The sequence below is a fragment of the Peribacillus sp. NPDC056705 genome (assembly GCF_043656335.1).
Genome location: NZ_JBHTYI010000001.1, coordinates 184,792 through 205,975 on the forward strand (window position 1 = coordinate 184,792; position 21,184 = coordinate 205,975).

General features: G+C 41.8%; 19 protein-coding genes. 17 read left to right on the forward strand and 2 right to left on the reverse strand.

Annotated elements, in window-relative coordinates; translation table 11 throughout:
- The first annotated feature begins 78 nt into the window (after positions 1 to 78).
- The 8 genes from spoIIQ (at position 79) to ACFRAK_RS00940 (ending at position 6,828) form a co-directional block, all read left to right on the forward strand.
- The gene (gene spoIIQ / locus ACFRAK_RS00905; RefSeq protein WP_387601304.1) at positions 79 to 1,017 is read left to right on the forward strand and encodes a stage II sporulation protein SpoIIQ; all 939 of its coding nucleotides are present in this window, start codon (positions 79 to 81) and stop codon (positions 1,015 to 1,017) included.
- A 431-nt stretch (positions 1,018 to 1,448) separates the two neighbouring features.
- A complete protein-coding gene (gene spoIIID, locus ACFRAK_RS00910) occupies positions 1,449 to 1,721 on the forward strand; it encodes a sporulation transcriptional regulator SpoIIID (protein WP_034315767.1) in 273 nt (90 codons plus the stop codon).
- Positions 1,722 to 2,025: 304 nt separating this feature from the next.
- Positions 2,026 to 3,027, forward strand: a complete 1,002-nt coding sequence (gene mreB / locus ACFRAK_RS00915; RefSeq protein WP_260286845.1) for a rod shape-determining protein — start codon at positions 2,026 to 2,028, stop codon at positions 3,025 to 3,027.
- A 278-nt stretch (positions 3,028 to 3,305) separates the two neighbouring features.
- The gene (locus tag ACFRAK_RS00920; protein WP_387704451.1) at positions 3,306 to 4,145 is read left to right on the forward strand and encodes a flagellar hook-basal body protein; all 840 of its coding nucleotides are present in this window, start codon (positions 3,306 to 3,308) and stop codon (positions 4,143 to 4,145) included.
- A gap of 53 nt (positions 4,146 to 4,198) precedes the next feature.
- The gene (locus ACFRAK_RS00925; RefSeq protein ID WP_394571170.1) at positions 4,199 to 5,041 is read left to right on the forward strand and encodes a flagellar hook-basal body protein; all 843 of its coding nucleotides are present in this window, start codon (positions 4,199 to 4,201) and stop codon (positions 5,039 to 5,041) included.
- Between the two features lie 168 nt (positions 5,042 to 5,209).
- Positions 5,210 to 5,464, forward strand: coding sequence for a DNA-directed RNA polymerase subunit beta (locus ACFRAK_RS00930; RefSeq protein ID WP_137016469.1), 255 nt, complete (start codon positions 5,210 to 5,212; stop codon positions 5,462 to 5,464).
- 127 nt (positions 5,465 to 5,591) lie between these two features.
- The gene (gene fabZ / locus ACFRAK_RS00935) at positions 5,592 to 6,020 is read left to right on the forward strand and encodes a 3-hydroxyacyl-ACP dehydratase FabZ (protein WP_034315755.1); all 429 of its coding nucleotides are present in this window, start codon (positions 5,592 to 5,594) and stop codon (positions 6,018 to 6,020) included.
- Positions 6,021 to 6,540: 520 nt separating this feature from the next.
- Positions 6,541 to 6,828, forward strand: coding sequence for a hypothetical protein (locus ACFRAK_RS00940; RefSeq protein WP_387601295.1), 288 nt, complete (start codon positions 6,541 to 6,543; stop codon positions 6,826 to 6,828).
- Between the two features lie 116 nt (positions 6,829 to 6,944).
- Here the strand turns inward: ACFRAK_RS00940 and ACFRAK_RS00945 are convergent, their stop codons facing one another.
- Positions 6,945 to 7,379 (reverse strand): YwpF family protein, encoded by a 435-nt coding sequence (locus ACFRAK_RS00945; RefSeq protein WP_192207234.1) that lies wholly within the window; start codon positions 7,377 to 7,379, stop codon positions 6,945 to 6,947.
- Between the two features lie 360 nt (positions 7,380 to 7,739).
- Here ACFRAK_RS00945 and ssb point away from each other — a divergent pair, with 360 nt between their 5' ends.
- From ssb to ACFRAK_RS00985, 8 genes are all read left to right on the forward strand, one after another.
- The gene (gene ssb / locus ACFRAK_RS00950) at positions 7,740 to 8,102 is read left to right on the forward strand and encodes a single-stranded DNA-binding protein (protein WP_387601292.1); all 363 of its coding nucleotides are present in this window, start codon (positions 7,740 to 7,742) and stop codon (positions 8,100 to 8,102) included.
- A gap of 530 nt (positions 8,103 to 8,632) precedes the next feature.
- Positions 8,633 to 9,637, forward strand: a complete 1,005-nt coding sequence (locus ACFRAK_RS00955; RefSeq protein WP_387601289.1) for an ABC transporter ATP-binding protein — start codon at positions 8,633 to 8,635, stop codon at positions 9,635 to 9,637.
- The gene (locus tag ACFRAK_RS00960) at positions 9,618 to 10,586 is read left to right on the forward strand and encodes an ABC transporter ATP-binding protein (protein ID WP_394571171.1); all 969 of its coding nucleotides are present in this window, start codon (positions 9,618 to 9,620) and stop codon (positions 10,584 to 10,586) included. Before ACFRAK_RS00955 ends, ACFRAK_RS00960 begins: the two co-directional genes overlap by 20 nt.
- A 42-nt stretch (positions 10,587 to 10,628) precedes the next feature.
- Entirely contained in the window at positions 10,629 to 12,245 is a 1,617-nt protein-coding gene (locus ACFRAK_RS00965; RefSeq protein ID WP_387601285.1) for an ABC transporter substrate-binding protein, read from the forward strand.
- Positions 12,246 to 12,359: 114 nt separating this feature from the next.
- Complete coding sequence (locus ACFRAK_RS00970; protein ID WP_387601282.1) at positions 12,360 to 13,364, forward strand: ABC transporter permease; 1,005 nt, start codon at positions 12,360 to 12,362, stop codon at positions 13,362 to 13,364.
- Positions 13,365 to 13,376: 12 nt separating this feature from the next.
- Positions 13,377 to 14,279 (forward strand): ABC transporter permease, encoded by a 903-nt coding sequence (locus ACFRAK_RS00975; protein ID WP_387601279.1) that lies wholly within the window; start codon positions 13,377 to 13,379, stop codon positions 14,277 to 14,279.
- 206 nt (positions 14,280 to 14,485) lie between these two features.
- Positions 14,486 to 18,223 (forward strand): S8 family serine peptidase, encoded by a 3,738-nt coding sequence (locus ACFRAK_RS00980; RefSeq protein WP_394571172.1) that lies wholly within the window; start codon positions 14,486 to 14,488, stop codon positions 18,221 to 18,223.
- Positions 18,224 to 18,449: 226 nt separating this feature from the next.
- Positions 18,450 to 18,866 carry a hypothetical protein gene (locus ACFRAK_RS00985; RefSeq protein ID WP_387704461.1) on the forward strand — a complete coding sequence of 139 codons (417 nt, stop codon included), beginning with the start codon at positions 18,450 to 18,452 and terminating at the stop codon, positions 18,864 to 18,866.
- A 108-nt stretch (positions 18,867 to 18,974) separates the two neighbouring features.
- Here the strand turns inward: ACFRAK_RS00985 and ACFRAK_RS00990 are convergent, their stop codons facing one another.
- On the reverse strand, positions 18,975 to 20,420 hold the full coding sequence (locus tag ACFRAK_RS00990; RefSeq protein WP_394571173.1) for an aminotransferase-like domain-containing protein: 1,446 nt from the start codon (positions 20,418 to 20,420) through the stop codon (positions 18,975 to 18,977).
- Positions 20,421 to 20,544: 124 nt separating this feature from the next.
- Between ACFRAK_RS00990 and ACFRAK_RS00995 the strand changes: the two genes are divergently transcribed.
- Positions 20,545 to 21,153 (forward strand): LysE/ArgO family amino acid transporter, encoded by a 609-nt coding sequence (locus tag ACFRAK_RS00995; RefSeq protein WP_387601267.1) that lies wholly within the window; start codon positions 20,545 to 20,547, stop codon positions 21,151 to 21,153.
- Positions 21,154 to 21,184: the final 31 nt, after the last annotated feature.

Here is a 21,184-nt window from a genome sequence, read left to right on the forward strand (position 1 = left end):
AAATAAATCTAAAATATTTTTTTCCTGAATGTATATAATCTTAACAAAATGTTCAGAATGATTGCTGAGGTGATTAATATGAGAGAGGAAGAAAAGAAACCAACTTCCACAATCCGACGTATACTAAAACAACGTTGGGCATTATCAGCAATCTATATCGCAAGTGCAGCCATAATCTTAGCCGCGGCCTTCTTATTACAAAATAGTTTTAACGATTCAGCTAAAGATGGCAAAGAGGAATCAGCTGAAACAGGAAAAAACTATGGTGAGCCTTCTGTAGAGGTTAATAGTAATCTTGAGACAATCAAGATGCCTGTAGCCGATGCGAACAAAACGGTTATCAAGAAACAGTTTTATGATGTGAATGCAGATGAAAAAGCACAAGAAGAAGCATTGGTTTTCTACAACAATAGATATGAGCAAAACAAAGGTATAGACATTGCAATGGAAGATGGAAAGACTTTCGATGTAAAGGCTTCCTTAAGTGGAAATGTAACGAAAGTTCAAGACGATGCGCTACTTGGAAATTTAGTTGAAGTAGAACATGAAGATGGCGTTGTTACCCGTTATCAATCTGTTAAAGACATTAAGGTTGCAGTCGGTGACAAAGTGAAACAAGGACAAGCAATTGCTACAGCTGGAAAAAGCCAAATCAATGAAGAGGCTGGCGTACATGTACACTTCGAAATCAGAAAAGATAACATTGCGTTAAACCCACTTGATTTTGTTGATAAACAAGCTTCTGCGATTCAATCGGCAACTGAAGCCGAAGGCAGTGAACTTGAAGATTCAGCTAATAAAGAAGAAAAACCTGCAGTCGAAGGTTCTGAAGCTGATAAAGAGGAAAAACCTGCAGTTGAAGAATCTGAAACTGGCACGGAGCAAGCTCCTGCAGTTGACGAAACTGACGAGAGCACTGATTTAGAGAGTGGCACTGATGAGGAAGGCTCTGTCCCTGGTGAAGATACAACTGAAGAAAGCGATTCCTTAAAAGATTCGTTGAATCAATCTAATTAAGATCAAGATTTTTAATAAAATCAAAACAAAAACCTAGAGCGTTACGAATGACAACAACTGAAAATTTGGTAAAAGGAAGCCGTTCACTTTGAACGGCTTCCTTTTTTTCGAGGAAATATTGGCCAATATGCTGAAACCTTTGAATTTCTGACAAATTTCTCGGGAAATAATTTACGCTTAATGAAAATAAACAGATGAAAATCAGAAATAAATCCAAACCTCCTGTCCCATTAGGCATATATTCTTAACCAAGCTAATAAGATGTTATAAACCATGCAAAGAGAGTGTTTGAGGTGAGGAATCGTTTATTACAAATTATCTAATAGGTGAATAATTCTATCTTTCATTGTTTATAGGGCAGCGGTATTCGATTCGAAAAATACGAATCTCATTTCACACTTCTCACATCCAATTTGGGGAGGTCGAGTGGTGTGCACGATTACATCAAAGAAAGAACTATCAAGATAGGAAAGTATATCGTGGAAACTAGAAAAACAGTCCGCGTCATTGCAAAAGAGTTCGGAGTCTCTAAAAGCACGGTTCATAAAGACTTGACTGAGAGGCTGCCAGAAATTAATCCTGATTTGGCTAACGAAGTGAAGGATATATTGGATTATCATAAATCCATTCGCCACCTTAGAGGTGGAGAAGCGACAAAATTAAAATATAAACGTTCTGAAAGAGAAGAAGAAATCGTTAAATGATACTTGAATCATTCCGGCAATTGGAAGTGAATCGGGCAATCTGGGATAAGGGGGCATGAAAGTGAATGTCCATTTTTTTTCTTAACCTTGATTGCAGTTCCGTGCCGGGATTTTTTTTATGGGGAAATGCGAAATTTAGTACATAAGGCATCAATTTTTTTTACATATTGGCAAAAAAGGGAATAATAGTATTTATTAGTGTTTATTTATAATTCATACTTACTTGTGTCAATGCAATATGGTAAAATAAACAATTAGGACAGAAGTAGGTTATATGTGAGGATATTCAAGGAGGATTTAAGAAATGTTTGCTAGAGATATTGGGATAGATCTTGGAACAGCCAATGTTCTTATACATGTCAAAGGTAAAGGAATTGTGTTAAATGAGCCTTCGGTAGTTGCGATTGATAAGAATACGAACCGTGTTCTTGCCGTCGGGGAAGAAGCTCGTAAAATGGTAGGCCGTACTCCAGGAAACATCATCGCAATCCGTCCTTTAAAAGACGGTGTCATTGCGGATTTTGATGTAACAGAATCAATGCTTAAGCATTTTATCAATACATTGAATGTGAAAGGCTTCCTTTCAAAGCCTAGAATTTTAATCTGTTGCCCGACCAACATAACAAGTGTCGAACAAAAAGCGATTAAAGAAGCGGCTGAAAAAAGCGGCGGAAAAAAAATATTCCTTGAAGAAGAACCAAAAGTGGCTGCAATCGGTGCCGGTATGGATATTTTTCAACCAAGCGGCAATATGGTCGTAGACATTGGCGGGGGTACAACGGATATTGCCGTTCTTTCAATGGGGGATATCGTTACATCTTCTTCAATTAAAATGGCCGGTGACAAATTCGATAATGAAATTTTAAATTATATCAAGCGGAAGTACAAGCTCCTTATTGGTGAGCGTACAGCGGAAAACATTAAAATCCAGGTTGCAACCGTATTCCCTGGATCCCGTAATGAAGTCATCGATATCCGTGGGCGCGATATGGTATCGGGATTGCCTAGAACCATTTCGGTCAACTCGGAAGAAATTGAGGAAGCTCTTCGCGAGCAGGTTTCCATCATTGTACAAGCTGCAAAAAGTGTGCTTGAGCGGACACCGCCAGAACTTTCTGCAGATATCATCGACCGCGGCGTCATTTTAACAGGCGGGGGAGCATTGCTTCACGGGATTGATTTACTTCTTGCTGAAGAACTTAAGGTCCCAGTACTCGTTGCCGAGCAGCCAATGGATTGTGTAGCAATCGGAACCGGTATCATGCTTGATAATATGGATAAATTGCCACGTCACAAATTCAACTAAAAAGCGGATGGAAAGCCGCACCATAAGATAGGGGTCTAAGGTTCAGACAAACGTGAGGCATAGTGAAAGTGCGTGCAGTTCTAGTACAGATGAGCAATAGGCCCTCTTCTTTTAGTCGAGAGTTTAACACCATTCCTTTAAATCTGACCTAGCCTACGATATAGGTAAATTCTTCTGCCTAATGCTGTCCCTTTCCTTAAGATACTGATGTTCATGACCGATAAGATAGATATGAGAAATTGAACGGGATAAGTTATGTAAATTGAGGAGTGAAGAAGATGTTAAGAGGTTTTTATACGGCTGCTTCCGGGATGCTTACACAGCAAAGGCGCACAGAATTGCTCACAAACAATATGTCCAACGCGAATACTACAGGATATAAAGCGGATCAAATGAGTATAAGGTCTTTTCCTGAAATGCTCATAAGCAACATAGGTGGTAAAACGGTTCCTACGGAGAGCAAATTGAGCATGTCTAACTTATCCCAGGTTGGAGGGCTCAGTACGGGTGTTTATGTACAGGAGGCAAATCCTTTATTTGTCCAGGGCACATTGGAGGAAACCCAGCTTAATACGGATATTTCCTTGGTCGATGAAAACCTTCCGATCAATGTTGAAACGGGTCGGCAGGGATCGGTTTTTTTTACTGTCCAGGATGATGATGGTGCTATCCGTTATACGCGTAACGGCAGCTTCACCCTGGATGGGCAAGGTTATCTGACTACGCCTGCCGGTCATTATGTATTGAACGAAAATAATGAAAAGATCCAGCTTGATAGCGATCAATTCACAGTAGCGGAAAACGGTGTTATTTTAGAAGGAAATGCTCAAACCGCACGTATGGGCATCGGTTATTCGGATGATCCGTCATTACAGCTCATGAAGGATGGGGAAGGCCTATACAAGGCTGCGAATGATGGGGATTTACCTAGTGCATATGCGGCTGCAGATGTCGGTTTTTCTACTAAGCAAGGCTTTCTTGAAGGCTCCAATGTTGACCAATCGAGAACGATGACAGAAATGATGTCTGCATACCGCTCTTTTGAAGCGAGTCAGAAGGTTCTTCAAGCCTATGATAAAAGTTTGGATAAAGCGGTCAATGAAGTTGGCAGGCTTTAATTGAACAGTAGGAAAAATGACTTTGGAAATTTGAACATGTAAGGGGAAAAACCATGAATCGTACGATGATGACTGCGACGAATACGCTGAACCAACTTCAAAGTAAAATCGACCAAATAGGTAATAATATCGCGAATGCGGACACGACTGCCTACAAAAAGACCCAAACGAGTTTCAATGACTTATTGACACAGAGCTTCAATAATCAACCGAGTGAGACCAAGGAAAAAGGAAGATTGACCACACCTGGCATCCGGCAAGGAACAGGGGCTATGATAAGCCAATCTCAATTGGTGCTTTCACAGGGAGCCTTAAAGACGACGGACCGCAACCTTGATGCTGCATTCACCCGCGATGACCAATTCTTCATAGTAAGCGTTCAAGATGATAATGGGGTCAATACAAGGCTTACAAGGGATGGGGCCTTTTATTTATCTCCTAATGCTAACGACCAAATGATGCTCGTTACCTCTGCTGGACATAAAGTCCTTGATGAAAATGGTGAACCGATCCTCATTGACGGAAACATTAAGGACATTAAGATTTCGGAAAATGGCTTATTGATAGTGGATACGGAAGAATATGGCGAAAAGAGATTTGGACTCGGAATCGTCTCGGTCAAGAAACCGCAATTTCTTGACCGGCTAGGCGGAAATTTACTTGGCCTGCCCAAAAACTTCAATGCCTTGGGTGTTAACAAAGACGAGATCATGACTGCATTAACAGGGGATTCCCGCAACAGGGCAGCAGTCCGTCAAGGGTCTCTGGAGTCATCAAATGTCGATCTTTCCAAAGAAATGACGGATCTAATCAATGTTCAACGGTCCTACCAATTTCAATCCCGGGCTGTAACGATGGCTGATCAAATGAGCGGATTGGTCAATGGAATCCGTTAAGGTTTCTGGTAAATAAAATGTCTCCCTGCGGAATTAGAGCAAATCGGTTATAATGGATTCATAACAAAAGGAATCATTCGTGCCGATCATTTTGCATAGCTGCTGAATTTCTGGTGTAAAGGGAAAATCAGTCGGCGAGTTTTCTTAAAAGGAGCTTTCACATTCTATATGGAACAAAATCGTGTAATGAGACAACAAATTGAAGAAGAGATAAAGGAAGTTGAGGCGAAACCGAATCGTAGGATCAAGGTCCGTCTTTTGCCAATTTGGCTTCGTTTACTCATTGTTATTGGATTGATTTTCATTGCTGTATTATCCGGAGCACTATTAGGATATAGTGTGATTGGTGGAGGACATGCAATGGATGTTTTCCAAAAATCCACATGGACCCATATTATTGATATAGTGAACAAGGGTGCGTAGTTCCATGTTTTTTTAAGTAGTTGCTGTCGTTATCGGAATTTATATTGCATGGCAACTACGTCTCTGTCTACATGACAGGGGCGAGTTTATGTAATGTTAGAAATATTTAAGTCATAGGAGGAAGATTATGCTTGATATCACACAAATAAAGGAAATTATCCCGCATCGTTACCCATTCTTATTAGTTGACCGGATCATAGAAATAGATGAAGGGAAAAGAGCGGTTGGATTGAAGAATGTCTCAGCAAATGAAGAGTTCTTTAATGGCCATTTCCCCGATTATCCAGTTATGCCTGGAGTTTTGATTGTAGAGGCATTAGCGCAAGTCGGTGCTGTAGCCGTTTTGAAACAAGAAGAATACAAAGGGCGGCTTGCCTTTTTCGCTGGGATTGATAATTGCCGCTTTAAGAAGCAAGTTAAACCAGGTGATCAGCTGCGTCTGGAAGTGGAAATAGTGCGTATGAGAGGGTCAATGGGTAAAGGGAAAGCAGTGGCAACGGTAGATGGAGAAACAGCGTGTGAAGCCGATATCATGTTTGCTTTTGGTGACAAATAAGATTCATTTTCCGCGAAAGGGAAATGGAATGTTGAAACTAAATTTCTCGGAAAAGGGTTTAAGGAACCGTGAAGCGGTGTATATAATAAGCACTGCATTGCTTTTTTAAAGCAAGAGCAGTTTTTGAACTTTTTATTCTCCCTTTGAGTGCCGGACATTTTATATGTCCGGCATTTTTTATTTGAGTAAGCAAAGCGGATTTTTCTTTTTTAATTTAGGCTCCTTTCGTAAAGATTGTTGTTTTTAAAAACAACTAAACGATTTAAGGTTGATTGGAGCGCAAGTGCGAGACTCCTGCGGGAGCAGCGGGACAGGTGAAACCCCACAGGCGTTTACGCCGAGGAGGCTCACCGCCCGCCCCGCGGAAAGCGAGCATCTGGAGGGGAAATCAACCACACCGCTTTACTTGGTAAATAGCAACAAAGTATGCGAAAACAGCCTTAATTTAAAATAGGGCGCAAGTTATTTTCACATTCGGGCAAAATAGCTAATGATAAAGAAAGAAGGGAGGTTGCCAAAAATGATGAAGAAAATTTTTGCACTACTTGGGGGATCTTTATTATCAATTATGTTCCTTGCTGGATGCGGAACGAATGATAATGACAACAATCCCGCACCAGAAAATGATAACAACATCATGGATGATGATAACAATGGTGTAAATGATAACAACGATAATAACGATATGAATGATAACAATAATGATGGAGTACTTGATAACAACGATAATAACGTCAATGATAACGTCGATAATGATGCGGATGACTTGATTAAAGACGATAATAAAGATGACGACAAAAATAGGTAATTAGCACAGAATGAGAAAGACTGGCTTAGGTAAGAAGAGGATTGGTATCCTTATTCGTCTAAGTCAGTCTTTTTTATGTGCATTCGATTATGGATGGGAATTAAGGGAAGGGTTTTTTACTTATTAGTTGCCAATTTAGGCTTTGAGCGGATTTTTTGCTTGAACTCTTTTAGTAATTCGTCGCCGGATAGGCCTTTTTGGACCAAATCTTCAAGAAGGAGTTCTGCATATTTGCTCCGTGTCTTTTGGATGTGGCCAACGAATAGAAGGCTATAATGGTTGCCCACTTTTCTTATTGTTCGTAAAACAGTGTGGAACAAAGCCGGTTCATTGTCCTTTTTGGTAATGACTGCCTGGATATACACCTCTCCGTCTATATTGGGAAGTGAGGGCTGAAGCTTATTGAAATGATTTTCTTCTACAAAGGCTTCCAGTAACCATGTTCTGGCGTCGTTTTCTTTATTTATAATCAGTCCATCTGTTAAAGCGATATCGATCAAGTTTAAATTTTCAGTAACAATTTGCAACGAGATCAATTTAAATGATTTCATCTAATTCCTCCGTTTCTTGCAAGAAAGAGCGGTATTACCTCTCTTCAACGTAAATTTTTGAAATGGTACATATCGATTTAATCCTTTTAAAGGTAATTATATCATACTAAAAAAAAGTTCCTTAATGAAATGAAAACCCAACATTTGTCTAAATTATGAAGGATAGAATAAAAATTTGCAAAATATTTAATTTTGTTAACTATTCGTTTTTCGCCTGGTTTCAATCAATAAAAAACGATTTTGCATCATCCAAACGGTTTTTCATGAAGAAAAATGGTGTAATAAGACCATTTCGTCGATTTTTTAATAGATGGAAGAAAGAGTATGATTAATGCATATTAAAGAGAAAGGAGTGAAAAGATGATTAACCAAGTTACCCTCGTCGGCAGGCTTACGAAGGATCCTGAATTAAGATACACACCCGAGGGCAAGGCTGTTTCCAATATCACGTTAGCAGTCAACCGGAACTTCCGTAATACTGTCGGTAACTATGAGGCGGACTTCGTACAGTGTATCATATGGAAAAAGTCGGCTGAAAATACTGCTCAATATTGTAAAAAGGGTGCAACGATCGGCATAACTGGCAGAATACAAACAAGGAGATACGAAAATCAGGAGGGCAAATATGTATATGTAACTGAAGTGGTTGCCGAGAGGGTTCAATTCATTGGATCTAAACAAAATGATATTAAGCCCAAAGATTTTGAACATATTGGTTTATAGTGTTACGTGAAGGGTGGAATGATGGCTTGCCCCAGCACGGAAGCAAGATTGTTTTCAAGAAAGTGTATGGGTGAGTTAAATTTGACATGTGATGAAGACCTATTTGAAAACTTCTAATAATGAATAGTAGGACAGAGCAATTTGATGCTTACTACATTGGAAATAATAAAAGTATTTATAGGACCATAATGAAAAATACATGCACAGATTCTCAGGGAAATATAGTGAAACGTGACAGTAGTATATAGATTATCTTTCATCCATTCATTCCCCAAAAGCTAATATAGCTTCTTCCCCGCTGGAAACCTCGATTTACCCTCAATAAAATCGAGTTATATGATTTCCCCATTGTAATGACTGCAAATAAGCAGTCATTTTTTTTGTGCCAAAATGTGTGTAAATGGGGAAAATAAAAAAATAATTCTGTTAAATTAGAATTTTTAGAAAATATATTGTAATATTTTAATTTTGATGCAATAATAAACCCAATAATATAATTGGAAAAAAAGTTATATATAGGAAGTGATTTGATGGACGAACCAATTATTAAGGTGAATGGGCTGCGAACCAGTTTTCGTACGGACGATGGGGTGATTCCTGTCGTGAATTCAATCGATTTCCATGTCAATCCTGGTGAGGTTTTAGGGATTGTAGGAGAATCGGGATGCGGAAAAAGCGTAACTTCTCTGTCCATCATGGGTCTGGTTCCTTCGCCTGCTGGTAAGGTGGAGGGGGAAATCCTCTTTAAAGGAGAGAACATCGCGAATGCCTCTGAAGCGAAAATGAGAAAAATTCGCGGGAATGATATAGCGATGATATTCCAGGAACCGATGACTAGCTTGAATCCTGTGTTCACTATTGGCGAGCAGTTGGTCGAGACGCTTCGGATACATAAAAAATGGAACAAGAAACAGGCCCGGCATAGAGCGGTGGAAATGCTGAAGCTGGTTGGGCTTGGCCGTGCCGAGGAATTGCTCAAAGAATATCCGCATCAGCTTTCAGGTGGAATGAGACAAAGGGTCATGATAGCAATGGCCATGATTTGCGAACCTAAACTCCTCATAGCCGATGAACCGACAACGGCTTTGGATGTGACGATCCAGGCACAAATCCTGGAGTTAATGAAGAATTTAAATAAAGAAACAGACACGGCAATCATGATGATTACCCATGATCTTGGAGTAGTGGCGCAAATGTGTGAACGTGTCATTGTCATGTATGCCGGCAAGGTGATAGAGGAAGGAAATGTGCAAACGATTTTCCAAAACCCCAAGCATCCTTATACTGTCGGTTTACTTCAGTCGATTCCCGATATGCGAATAAAGAAAGATCGCCTTTATTCAATACCGGGTAATGTGCCAAAACCTGGGACAAGCAGCCTCGGGTGCCAGTTTGCCCCCCGGTGCTCCCATGCAATGGAGCAATGTATAAATGGGACCCCGTCTCTATTGAAATTCGATGAGGGTCAGCATGTTCGCTGCTGGCTGTATGAAGATGGGAAAGGAGCTGCCTTGCATGAATCAAACATTGGTTAAGGTAGAAAACCTAAAGAAGCATTTTCCAATCAAAGGAGGGGTTCTCGGAAAGACCATCGGAGAGGTCAAGGCAGTTGATGGTTTGTCTTTTTCCATTTATAAAGGGGAAACCTTAGGACTTGTTGGTGAAAGCGGTTGCGGAAAGTCTACTACGGGAAGATTATTGCTTCGATTGCTTGAGCCGAGTGAGGGTAATGTTTATTTCGAAGGAAAGGACCTGACAGCTTTATCTTCCAGTGAAATGAGAAAGATGCGCCGTGAAATGCAGATGGTCTTCCAGGACCCATTCGCTTCCCTCAATCCCAGGCATACCATTGGGAAAATATTGGAAGAACCACTCATCGTTCACGGGGTTAAAGATAAAAAGGCGCGAAAGGCCCGTGTGCAGGAACTTCTTAAGGTTGTTGGTTTAAGCAGTTACCATGCTAAAAGGTATCCGCATCAATTCAGTGGGGGCCAGCGGCAGCGTATTGGCATAGCGAGGGCACTTGCAGTCAACCCCAAACTGATCATTGCCGATGAGCCGGTGTCTGCACTGGATGTGTCTATCCAGGCACAGGTCTTGAATCTGTTGCAGGATTTGCAGGAAGATTTTGATTTGACCTACTTGTTCATTGCCCATGATCTTGGAGTGGTGAGGCATATCTCCGACCGTGTCGGTGTCATGTATCTTGGACATATAGTTGAATTGACGGAAAGTGAAGGACTTTATGAAGATCCGCTTCATCCATATACGCAGGCTTTACTATCAGCCGTGCCCATCCCGGATGTGGGATACAAGGGGGATAGGGTAATCCTGCAGGGAGATGTTCCAAGCCCATCAAAACCGCCCGGCGGCTGTCCATTCCATACAAGATGTCCGAGGGCGATGGCAGTATGCAGTACGGAAAAGCCAATCCTGAACGAACATAAATCTGGTCACTACGTTGCTTGTCATTTATACAATTGACACGACGTATACATAAATTCGCAAATAATAAGGGGGAAGAATATGAAGAAAACATTGGCATTATTGCTGGTTGGTATCCTGGCTCTTTCGCTAGCGCTTGCGGGATGCTCCTCGTCTACATCAAAAGAGAAAGATGATGGTAAAGGGGGATCGAGTGAAGCGAAGGGCGGCGTATTGATATACGGTAAAGGCGGAGACGCTGTCGGTCTTGACCCGGCCATCGTAACAGATGGGGAATCATTCATCGTCACACAGCAGATTTTTGAAACGCTTGTGAAATATGGGGAAGATGATACGGAAATCAATCCGGGTCTTGCAGAATCATGGGAAGTGTCCGATGACGCAAAAACATACACATTCAAATTGAAAACCGGAATCAAGTTCCATGATGGTACTGATTTCAATGCAGATGCTGTCGTAAAAAACTTTCAACGTTGGGCACAAAGTAAGGATGAGGGTAAATTTGCGTACTATGCCTCCATGTTCGGAGGATTTGAAGGTGATGAAGGCCATGTCATCAAAGAAGTAAAAGCGGTCGATGCCAGCACGGTGGAATTCACTTTGAACCGTCCGCAGGCGCCGTTCCTGAAAAACCTTGCTATGCCTACATTTGCAATAGCCAGTCCGGCTGGAATTGAAAAAGAGGGTGATGACTTCACTAAAAATCCATCTGGTACAGGTCCTTTCAAATTCAAATCATGGAAACCTGGCGATACGATTGAAGTGGTGAAAAACGATGACTACTGGCAAGAAGGACTGCCGAAACTTGATGGAATCACGTTTAAGGTCATTAAAGATAACTCTGCGCGATTAAATGCTGCAATCAAGGGTGAAATCGACCTGATGGACGGGTTGAACCCAAGTGATATCAGTAAGGTTACAGGAGATGAAAACCTGCAAATATTCGAACGAGCATCCATGAACGTCGGGTACTTTGCTTTCAATGTTGAGAAAGCGCCATTCGACAAGAAAGAAGTGCGTCAAGCGATCTCGCATTTGATCAATAAAAAGGAAATCATTGATAATTTTTATGAAGGCACAGCAGAGCCTGCCAAGAATCCTATGCCGCCATCCGTTTCTGGCTACAATGACAAAGTCGAAGACTATGATTATGATGTAGAAAAAGCGAAAGAACTGCTGAAAAAGGCTGGACTTGAAGACGGATTTAAAATGGACCTATGGGCAATGCCGGTACCGCGCCCATATATGCCAGATGGTCAAAAAGTGGCTGAAGCCATTCAAGCAAACCTAAAACAAGTCGGCATCGAAGCGAATATCGTTTCGTACGAATGGGCTGCATATTTAGAGAAAGTGCAGGCTGGTGAAGCCCAATCCTTCATGATGGGCTGGACAGGAGATAATGGAGATGCGGATAACTTCCTTTATACATTATTGGATAAAGATAATATCGGCTCCAACAACTATGCCCGTTACGCAAACGATGAGGTCCATAAACTGCTGATCGAAGCTCAGTCCACGGCAGATGAAGCCAAGCGCAATGTGCTGTATGGAAAAGCACAGGAAATCATCCATGAAGATGCTCCATGGGTTCCGCTTGTACACTCTTTACCGCAGTTAGCCGGATCTAAGACGGTCAAAGGGTTTGTTCCACATCCAACTGGTTCACAATCCCTTGTTAATGTATCACTAGAAAATTAACCGTACGAACCGGGTAGTATGGAGTCTTGCATGCTTCCCGGTTTTGTTATGGAATGTATTTCAAAATGATCAAGGGCGCTTCGAAGGACCCTTATTAAAAGGCGGGTGATTGTTTTGTTTTCCTATACCGTACGACGTTTAGGATCTCTCATTCCAGTGTTACTTGGAATGGCATTTATTGTATTCATGATGATTCGGGCGATTCCTGGAAATCCAGCACAGGTGATTTTAGGGCAGCAAGCAACGGAAGAGGCAGTCGCTGCAATGACAAAGGAACTTGGTCTGGATAAACCTTGGTTCATCCAGTTTTGGGATTATTTATCAGGCTTGTTAAAGGGAGACCTGGGTGTTTCGTTAAAAACGAATAGTCCGGTTTCCGAGGAAATTGGGCCATACCTAATGGCCACGATAGAACTGGCCTTGATCGCCATGATCATCGCCGTGGTCATAGGCGTGAATGCAGGGATAATATCAGCTTGGTTTCAAAACTCATGGTTTGATTATATCGCCATGGTTATTGCGTTGATTGGTTTGTCCATGCCTATTTTCTGGCTGGGATTAATGGAGCAATACATCGTTTCAATTCAATGGGATTTACTTCCCACGACAGGGCGGGATAATATCAGGGATCCCGTTGAGGCCATGACCGGCCTGTATTTGATAGATACACTCATAGCTGGCAGGGTTGATCAGTTTTTTGAGGTGATCAAACATCTCATATTGCCGGGGATTGCGCTTGCGACCATACCGATGGCCATTATTGCAAGGATGACACGTTCGTCCATGCTGGAAGTTATGAGATCGGATTTCATCCGTACGGCTCGTGCCAAAGGAATGAGAATGTTTTGGGTTGTTTACAAGCACTCCCTTAAGAATGCCCTGATTCCAGTGGTGACGGTGATCGGCCTGCAGACAGGATTACTGTTAGGCGGCGCCATATTAACGGAAAATATTTTTGGATGGCCAGGTATCGGTACATATATTTATGATGCAATACTATCTCGGGATTATCCGGTGATACAGTCCGGAATTCTCGTCATCGCCTTTTTGTTTGTCATGATTAATCTAGTTGTGGACTTGTTGTATGCAGCGATCGATCCTAGGATTAAGTATAAATAGGGAGGGAAACTCATGCCTGAAATAGCAACGAATACTTCACCAATCCTTCCTCCAAAAGAGGCAGAGGAAAAGGTCATCTCTCCCTGGAAGGAAGGATGGAGGAGTTTTAGGAAAAATAAGGTAGCCCTTGTGGGTCTGGGGATTGTTGCATTTTTTATCTTAATCGCCATCTTCGCGCCCCTTATTGCACCTTATTCATTTGAGGGGCAAAGGCTAAGTGATAAACATTTAGCACCGTCTGCAGAGCATTGGTTCGGAACGGATGAATTTGGACGTGATATTTTGAGCAGGGTCATTTATGGCTCGCGCATATCAATAGGGGTCGGCTTCTTATCTGTTGCCGGATCTGTCGTGGTTGGGTCTTTTTTAGGAATCATTGCCGGTTATTACGGCAAGTGGATAGATACAATCATATCGAGGGTCTTTGACATCATTCTGGCCTTTCCAAGTATCTTGCTTGCCATTGCTGTCGTAGCCGTTTTGGGACCTTCCCTTCGCAACGCACTTATTGCCATTGCCATCGTCAATGTCCCGATATTCGGCCGGCTTTTACGTTCACGGGTCTTAACGGTGAAAGAAGAGGAATATGTAACGGCTGCGAAGGCAATTGGAATGGGGGATGGTCGGATTCTCCTTCACCACATCCTTCCGAATAGTCTTGCACCGATCATCGTTCAAGGTACCTTGGCGATTGCTACTGCCATAATTGAGTGTGCGGCACTGGGCTTTCTCGGACTCGGAGCTCAGCCGCCAGCACCAGAGTGGGGAAAAATGCTTGCCGATTCCAGGGCGTTCATCATTCAGGCACCATGGACGGTTCTTTTCCCTGGCCTTGCGATCATGCTTACGGTACTTGGCTTTAACCTAATGGGGGATGGGCTGCGCGATGCATTGGATCCAAGAATGAAAAACTAGAATAAAAAGGGTGATGTTAGTTTAACATCACCATCTTTTTTCGTTTATCGTGTAAATCTATTAAAATATGAAAAATAATAACATAAGCCTAGATCGAAATAGGAAAATAGTGACTATTACCCCTTAAAATCACCCCAAAAGTTGTGATACTTTTATACTCAGTAAGAATATTCCAAAAATTGATTATTTTAGAGGAGGAAAGTTCATTGATTAAACGTAGCTTGTCCATTCTAGCAATCTTTCTATTAGTATTTACTGCAAGCGTTTCCGCAGCCAAGCTACCAGATTCCCCGACAGGCTCGGGCAGTGCAGGTAAGAAGAATCAGGAAAGTATTATAAAGCTGAAGAATAATGATTTGGCGAAGAAGTACAAAAGCAATGAGAAGGTCAGGGTCATCGTAGAGATGAAGGAAGCCCCGGCAATAGAAATAGCTTCGAAAGAAGGGAAACTTTTTAAACAGTTATCTAAAAGTAAGAAACAACAATTAAAGTCCGAAAAGCTAGCTAATCAGAAGAAATTGAAAAAAAAGGTGAAAGAGAAAAAAATAGCTTTCAAGGAACTTGAAAGTTTTACGACAGTCGTAAATGGGTTCAGTGGTGAACTTCAGTATGGTGAAATCAAAAAGGTGGAAGCCATGCCTGAAGTTGCTGAAGTACATATTGCGAATGAATATGAACGTCCTGTAGAAAAACCCGAGATGCTATATAGTAAAGAACTTGTCCAAGCCCAGGAAGCTTGGCGGGAATATGGATATAAAGGGGAAGGGATGGTCGTCGGGATTATCGATACTGGAATTGACCCATCTCACCGTGATATGGTCCTGAACGACGAGACTAAGGCTGAGCTGACTGAAAGTGAAATAAGCGGGATAAAGGAATCTAGCCATCTATTAGGCAATTATTATACGGCGAAGGTACCTTATGGATACAATTACATGGATGAAAATGAAGAAATCCTTGACCTTGGTGAAGGGGCTTCCATGCATGGAATGCATGTAGCGGGTACGGCTGGTGCCAATGGAGATGAAGAGAATGGCGGCATTAAAGGGGTTGCTCCTGAAGCCCAGCTCCTTGCTTTAAAGGTCTTCGGGAATGATCCCGACATGCAGACAACATGGGGCGATATATACATTAAGGCGATTGATGATGCCATTATCCTTGGGGCGGATGTGCTGAATATGAGCCTTGGCTCTACTGCAGGTTTTGTATCAGCAGAAGATCCGGAGCAGCAGGCGGTATCCAGGGCTGTTGATAATGGGATCCTCATGTCGATTTCAGCAGGAAACTCGGCACACTTTGGAAATGGTTTTGCAAACCCATCAGCCTCGAACCCGGATATTGGCGTTTCAGGTTCACCTGGGCTTGCTTACGATTCTGTACAAGTGGCATCGGTAGAGAATAACTATATGGATTTGGATGCAGCGACTTATGATGTAAACGGACAAGCAGGTAAAGCTCCGTTCATGTCGGCTTCAAGCGTACACCCCAATGCTTTGAAGGATAAAACACATGACTTGGTGGCAGCAGGACTTGGGACGCCTGAGGAGCTTTCCAAAGTGGATGTTAAAGGCAAGTTCGCCCTCATCGAGCGCGGTACGCTTTCTTTTATAGAAAAGGCGCAAAATGCCCAGGCAGCAGGAGCGACAGGAGTCATCATTTACAATAATGCTGACGGATATATTTCCATGGCTACAGATCCAAGCATCACCATACCTCAGCTGTTCATGTTGAAATCGGATGGTGCAAAGCTGAAAGCGGCCATAACGGATGGTGAAAAGGTGAAGATTACCTTTAATGGGGATAAAACAAAAGCTGTAAATCCAGAAGCAGGGAAAATGAGCTCATTCAGTTCATGGGGAGTAGCACCGAACTTGGATTTCAAACCGGAAATCACTGCTCCGGGCGGACAAATTTATTCGACGCTGAACAACGATGAATATGGAATGATGAGCGGTACTTCAATGGCAGCACCACATGTTTCCGGAGGCTCGGCACTGGTTCTTGAAAGAGTGGATAAAGAATTTAAATTAGAAGGATCTGCCCGGGCTAATTTAGCTAAAAATCTAATGATGAATACTTCAAAACCTTTAACGGATCAGGGGGTCGTCAATAAGGCCTTTGACTGGGAAAACCCTTACTCGCCTCGCAGGCAGGGAGCCGGGGTCATGCAGCTGCAATCCGCATTGTCCACACCTGCTGTCGTGACCGAGGCATTCACGAAAGAAGCGAAGGTTGCAATGAAGGAGATCGGCAATAAGTTCGCCTTTACTTTAAAGGTTGAAAACTTCAGCAACAAAGCGGTCAAGTATGATGTAAAAGGAAACATCCAAACGGACTATTCAATCCAGGGACAGCTGGGTTATTCCGCTAATGAGCTGGAAGCACAGGAAATTAAGAACGCTACGATTAAAATCAATAATAAAAATACAAATAAGATTACCGTTCCTGCAAAAAAATCGGTTACATTCGAAGTGAAAGTGGACATATCCAATGCAAAGGTACTTGGAGATGACCTTCAGACTCTTGTAGACATTGACAAGATCTTTCCAAACGGATATTTTGTTGAAGGGTTCATCTCATTGAAGGATCCAGCCGATACGAATCCGGAACTGAATGTACCGTATGTAGGGTTTAAAGGAGAGTGGGACAAAGCCCCGATCCTGGATGGCACTAAATATGATAAAGAGTCTTTCTATGGAATGGCAGGGGGAGTATCGACTGCAGGTGAAGATTTCACTTATCTCGGCTATGACCCTGCGGGAAAAACATTCAATGGCAAAAATATTGCAATTTCCCCAAATGGTGATGGGGCACAGGATGACTTCGTGCCGGTCCTATCATTCTTAAGGAATGCGAAAAAGGTAGAATACAATATATTGAATGGTGAAAACAAGTCAGTCCGGAAACTTCGCACAGAGAATAATGTACGTAAGGACTATTATGATGGCGGAAGGGGAACTGCATACACCCTGGATCCAGCCCGTAAATGGGACGGTAAAATCAATAATGCACTCGCTAAGGATGGGGTCTATTATTTTGAAATCAAAGCGATGATAGATTACGAGGGTGCTAAATGGCAGACGTTTAAAATGCCCATCAAAATCGATACGGTAAAGCCGACAGTCAAAATTTCGAAAAAAGGCAATGTATTGACCATCCAAGGTAAGGATAATTTGAATGGTTCAGGGCTTGCTTATTACGATGTGCAAGTCGATGGAGCATCGATCATGAAAGAACCGCTCCCGGCGAATGCGAAACAGTTCACCCTGCCAGATGTAAAAGGGGAAAAGGTTCAGGTTGTGGCAATTGACTATGCAGGTAATGAAAAAACGGCTGAAACCGAATTAGCAAGCGATTCGGCTCCAATCGATAATCATGCACCAGCTGTAAAGATCAAGAGTCCTGAAGCCTTGAGTGTGAACAATAAAACAAAAATCAAAATAACTGGAGAAATTGAAGAAGCATCGGAAATAACGGAATTTAAAATCGACAATAAAACGGTACCTGTAACGTATAACAAGTCGAATAATAAATATCAATTCTCATATGAAAAGAAATTTGTAGATGGTGTCCAAAGCTTCACGGTTAAAGCAACCGATAAATGGGATAACACAGTTTCCTTTAAACGGACGATTATGGTCGATACAACAAAGCCAGGTTTAAAAGTTAAAGGTGTACCGGAAACTGTGGGAGCCAAAGGAAAGAATCCAAAAGTGGACGTGACGGTAGAGGATAATTTCGATGAAATCCGCCTTTACCTGAACGGAAGCGAAGTATTCTATCATGAATTCAAGGAACCATACAAAATGCGTGCCTATAAGAAGAAGATAGAGGATTTGGAGTTGCCGCTTAAAACAGGCAACAACAAGTTTGAATTCAAGGTGACCGATCTTGCCGGAAATGAATCGAAGAAATCCTTTAATATCAATAAAGCCAAAAAATAATGAGAAACAGCCCTCTTATCCAGGAGGGCTGTTTTTGCGTAATCAGATTTCCCGAGTATGGATTTGATGAATGAATTTCTTTAGAAAGGATTATGAAGTAGTTTACTGCGTTTTCACCGTGCAAATATGGAAATCTATTAGTGAGGAAGTAATTTCATTTTCTGGCAGGTATATGGAATAGGATGAAAGAATTAGGTATAAAGAACCTACTAAAAGGAGGGTATCTATGAATTATAAGAAGAAATCCAGCAATAAAGTTAGTAGTCTCGGAATTAAAGTGAAATTCGAAAGGAAAGGAACCGACAGATCATATCTTACAAAACCGAGTTTTTTTGATGCACTTCAGCACGTCCATTCTCCCTTTGAAAAGAATCCCCGCTCAGATTCACCTTATCAGGAATTTCCTCTATGTCAGGAAGTAACCCTTTCTTTTTTTGAAAGAGGTGCTAAAACATCTATTAAATATGACCCCCACCAAGAAAAAATCATCATTGAGGAAAGTTCAGAGACATATCAGCCGAATAAGGGTGAGGCGCTTACTGCAATCCTCGATCATATCATGATCAATCATGGCTATCACCATTCTTTTTTCATCATCCAGCAAAAAGGGCGGAACGTAAAAGTGAAAGCTGCCAATCCGTAATATCATCTTCTGGAACTGCAGGACATTAATATGTTACTTTACCCAATAAGAATGGAGCTGCCGCGAACAGCTCCTCGACATGATAAGCGTCTCCTATCCTTCAAAATGTCAAACCATCCGCCGAATGATTTTTGAAAGGGCTTGGATGCCATAAGCTAATTGATCCTTCGAAGCGTATGAATAGGAAAGCCGTATATGTGTATGGTTATTTGGTTCGTATATGTATCCCGGATTAAGAAGTATGTTCTCCTTTATCGCTTGCTTGAAAAGGTTTGGATTCACGATGGGTTTACATAATTTTAACCATATATAAAATCCGCCTTGAGGTATTTGCCATTCAGCCAGTCCCTTAAAATATTGATCGAGTAGGGTCAATGTAAAATCTCTGCGATCTATCAGCTCATGCCTAAGCCACTCTAAATGCCTTGAATATTGACCATTTGCTAACCATTCTGCCACAAGGTGTTGGGAAAGGGCACTGGAACCGTAATCCATTTGCATTTTAATGTCCGCTAAACGTTCAATTACAGTTATCGGGCCAGCAATCCATCCGATACGCAATCCGGGGCTCAATGTTTTGGACATACTGCCAATGTGCAATACAAGGCCATCTGCATCAAGGGATTTTAAAGGCGGCGGCGGTTCCTTTTCAAACCACAAATCACTATATACGTCATCTTCAATAATCGGAATCTGTTCTTTTTTGCACAGTGATAGGAGGTTTAGTCTTTCTTCTTTTGTCCATGTAGTATTTGTTGGATTGTTAAACGTTGGAACAGTATAAAATAGTGACGCTTTCTTCCTTCCATTGATGCGCTTTATTTGTGTGGGAATACTTTCCCTGCCTTGTATTGATAAACCTACTAATTGCATGCCCGCAGATTGAAAAGGGTGAATGGAATTTAAATAGGAAGGGGATTCATGTAAGATCAACGATCCCCTTTGAAGTAAACCAACTGAAATCAACTGGAGTGCCTGGAGCCCGCCAGAAACGACCATGAGGGAGCTGGGACTTGCGCTGATCCCTTTTGTTTTTAAATAAGCACTTATACATTGGCGAAGTCTCTTATCACCCTTTGGTTCGGAATAACCTAATGTGCGGGCATCAAAAGAAGTGGATCGCAACGTCTTTTCGATTTGTTTTGTAGGCAATAGAGCTGGAGATAGTTCGCCCGTGCCCAATCTGATGATGGCGGTATCCGTTTCATACTGATTAATGTCCTGAATCGTTTTTAAATTGGGTTCATGAAGGCCATTCCGGACATAGTTTTTCCAGTCGGGCTGTTTGCTGGAGACGAGCACATTCCATGTGTTATTTGAAACGAATGTGCCGGATCCAATCTTAGTTTCCAATAATCCGTCTGCAATCAACTCATCTATGGCTGTGATGAGGGTACTTCGGTTTACACCAAATGAGTCGGCCAATGAGCGTTGTGATGGAAGCTTAGTACCAACCGGCCATTCGCCTCGTGTAATTTGTTGTTTGACCCAATCTGCAATTTGTTGGTGAAGTGATTGGTCGGAAGCCCGGTTTGGTCTCCATTCGATGAACATGCGAAAACCACTCCTTTCATGTTCTATAGTCATTATAAATTGGTTGGTTTGAAAACCAACCAATTGGATGGTTAATTCCTTTGTTGTTTTCATTATACTGAATATGAGGGGAGGGGGTATTCGTATGGGGCCATTTTTTCATGGATTATTATTGGCATTAGGGCTGATACTTCCGTTGGGAGTGCAAAATGTATTCATTTTTAATCAAGGTGCAATCCAACCTACAATAAAAAAAGCATTGCCAGCAACGATCACAGCTGCAATTTGTGATACAGTGCTCATTCTGTTAGCTATTTTAGGTGTTTCGTTGGTTGTGATGCAATATGATTGGCTGCGCCTTACATTAATCATAATCGGAGTTATATTTTTATTGTATATGGGTTTTCAGATTTGGTTTGCCAAACCGAATTCACAGGCAGGTGCCAAATCCATGCAGATGTCGGCCAAAAAGCAAATTGTGTTTACTTTATCAGTCTCGTTACTGAATCCGCATGCAATCTTGGACACGATAGGTGTAATCGGTTCAAGCTCCCTTGTTTATTCTGGGAAAGATAAAATGATATTCACCATAACGTGCATCTTTGTGTCATGGTGCTGGTTCCATGGATTATGTCTTGCGGGGCGATTGCTGAAAAAGGTTGATACATCCGGGAAATTCCTTGGAATATTAAATAAAATTTCTGCAATCATCATTTGGATCACAGCTCTCTTTATGGTGAAATCGCTTTTTTGAATCAGATAAACGTATTCGAACCAGGGTTTAA

Coding starts and splice junctions, on each gene's coding strand:
- spoIIQ (WP_387601304.1), top strand. CDS start 79: ATGAGAGAGGAAGAAAAGAAACCAACTTCCACAATCCGACGTATACTA.
- mreB (WP_260286845.1), top strand. CDS start 2,026: ATGTTTGCTAGAGATATTGGGATAGATCTTGGAACAGCCAATGTTCTT.
- ACFRAK_RS00920 (WP_387704451.1), top strand. CDS start 3,306: ATGTTAAGAGGTTTTTATACGGCTGCTTCCGGGATGCTTACACAGCAA.
- ACFRAK_RS00925 (WP_394571170.1), top strand. CDS start 4,199: ATGAATCGTACGATGATGACTGCGACGAATACGCTGAACCAACTTCAA.
- ACFRAK_RS00930 (WP_137016469.1), top strand. CDS start 5,210: ATGGAACAAAATCGTGTAATGAGACAACAAATTGAAGAAGAGATAAAG.
- fabZ (WP_034315755.1), top strand. CDS start 5,592: ATGCTTGATATCACACAAATAAAGGAAATTATCCCGCATCGTTACCCA.
- ACFRAK_RS00940 (WP_387601295.1), top strand. CDS start 6,541: ATGATGAAGAAAATTTTTGCACTACTTGGGGGATCTTTATTATCAATT.
- ACFRAK_RS00945 (WP_192207234.1), bottom strand. CDS start 7,379: ATGAAATCATTTAAATTGATCTCGTTGCAAATTGTTACTGAAAATTTA.
- ssb (WP_387601292.1), top strand. CDS start 7,740: ATGATTAACCAAGTTACCCTCGTCGGCAGGCTTACGAAGGATCCTGAA.
- ACFRAK_RS00955 (WP_387601289.1), top strand. CDS start 8,633: ATGGACGAACCAATTATTAAGGTGAATGGGCTGCGAACCAGTTTTCGT.
- ACFRAK_RS00960 (WP_394571171.1), top strand. CDS start 9,618: ATGAATCAAACATTGGTTAAGGTAGAAAACCTAAAGAAGCATTTTCCA.
- ACFRAK_RS00965 (WP_387601285.1), top strand. CDS start 10,629: ATGAAGAAAACATTGGCATTATTGCTGGTTGGTATCCTGGCTCTTTCG.
- ACFRAK_RS00975 (WP_387601279.1), top strand. CDS start 13,377: ATGCCTGAAATAGCAACGAATACTTCACCAATCCTTCCTCCAAAAGAG.
- ACFRAK_RS00985 (WP_387704461.1), top strand. CDS start 18,450: ATGAATTATAAGAAGAAATCCAGCAATAAAGTTAGTAGTCTCGGAATT.
- ACFRAK_RS00990 (WP_394571173.1), bottom strand. CDS start 20,420: ATGTTCATCGAATGGAGACCAAACCGGGCTTCCGACCAATCACTTCAC.
- ACFRAK_RS00995 (WP_387601267.1), top strand. CDS start 20,545: ATGGGGCCATTTTTTCATGGATTATTATTGGCATTAGGGCTGATACTT.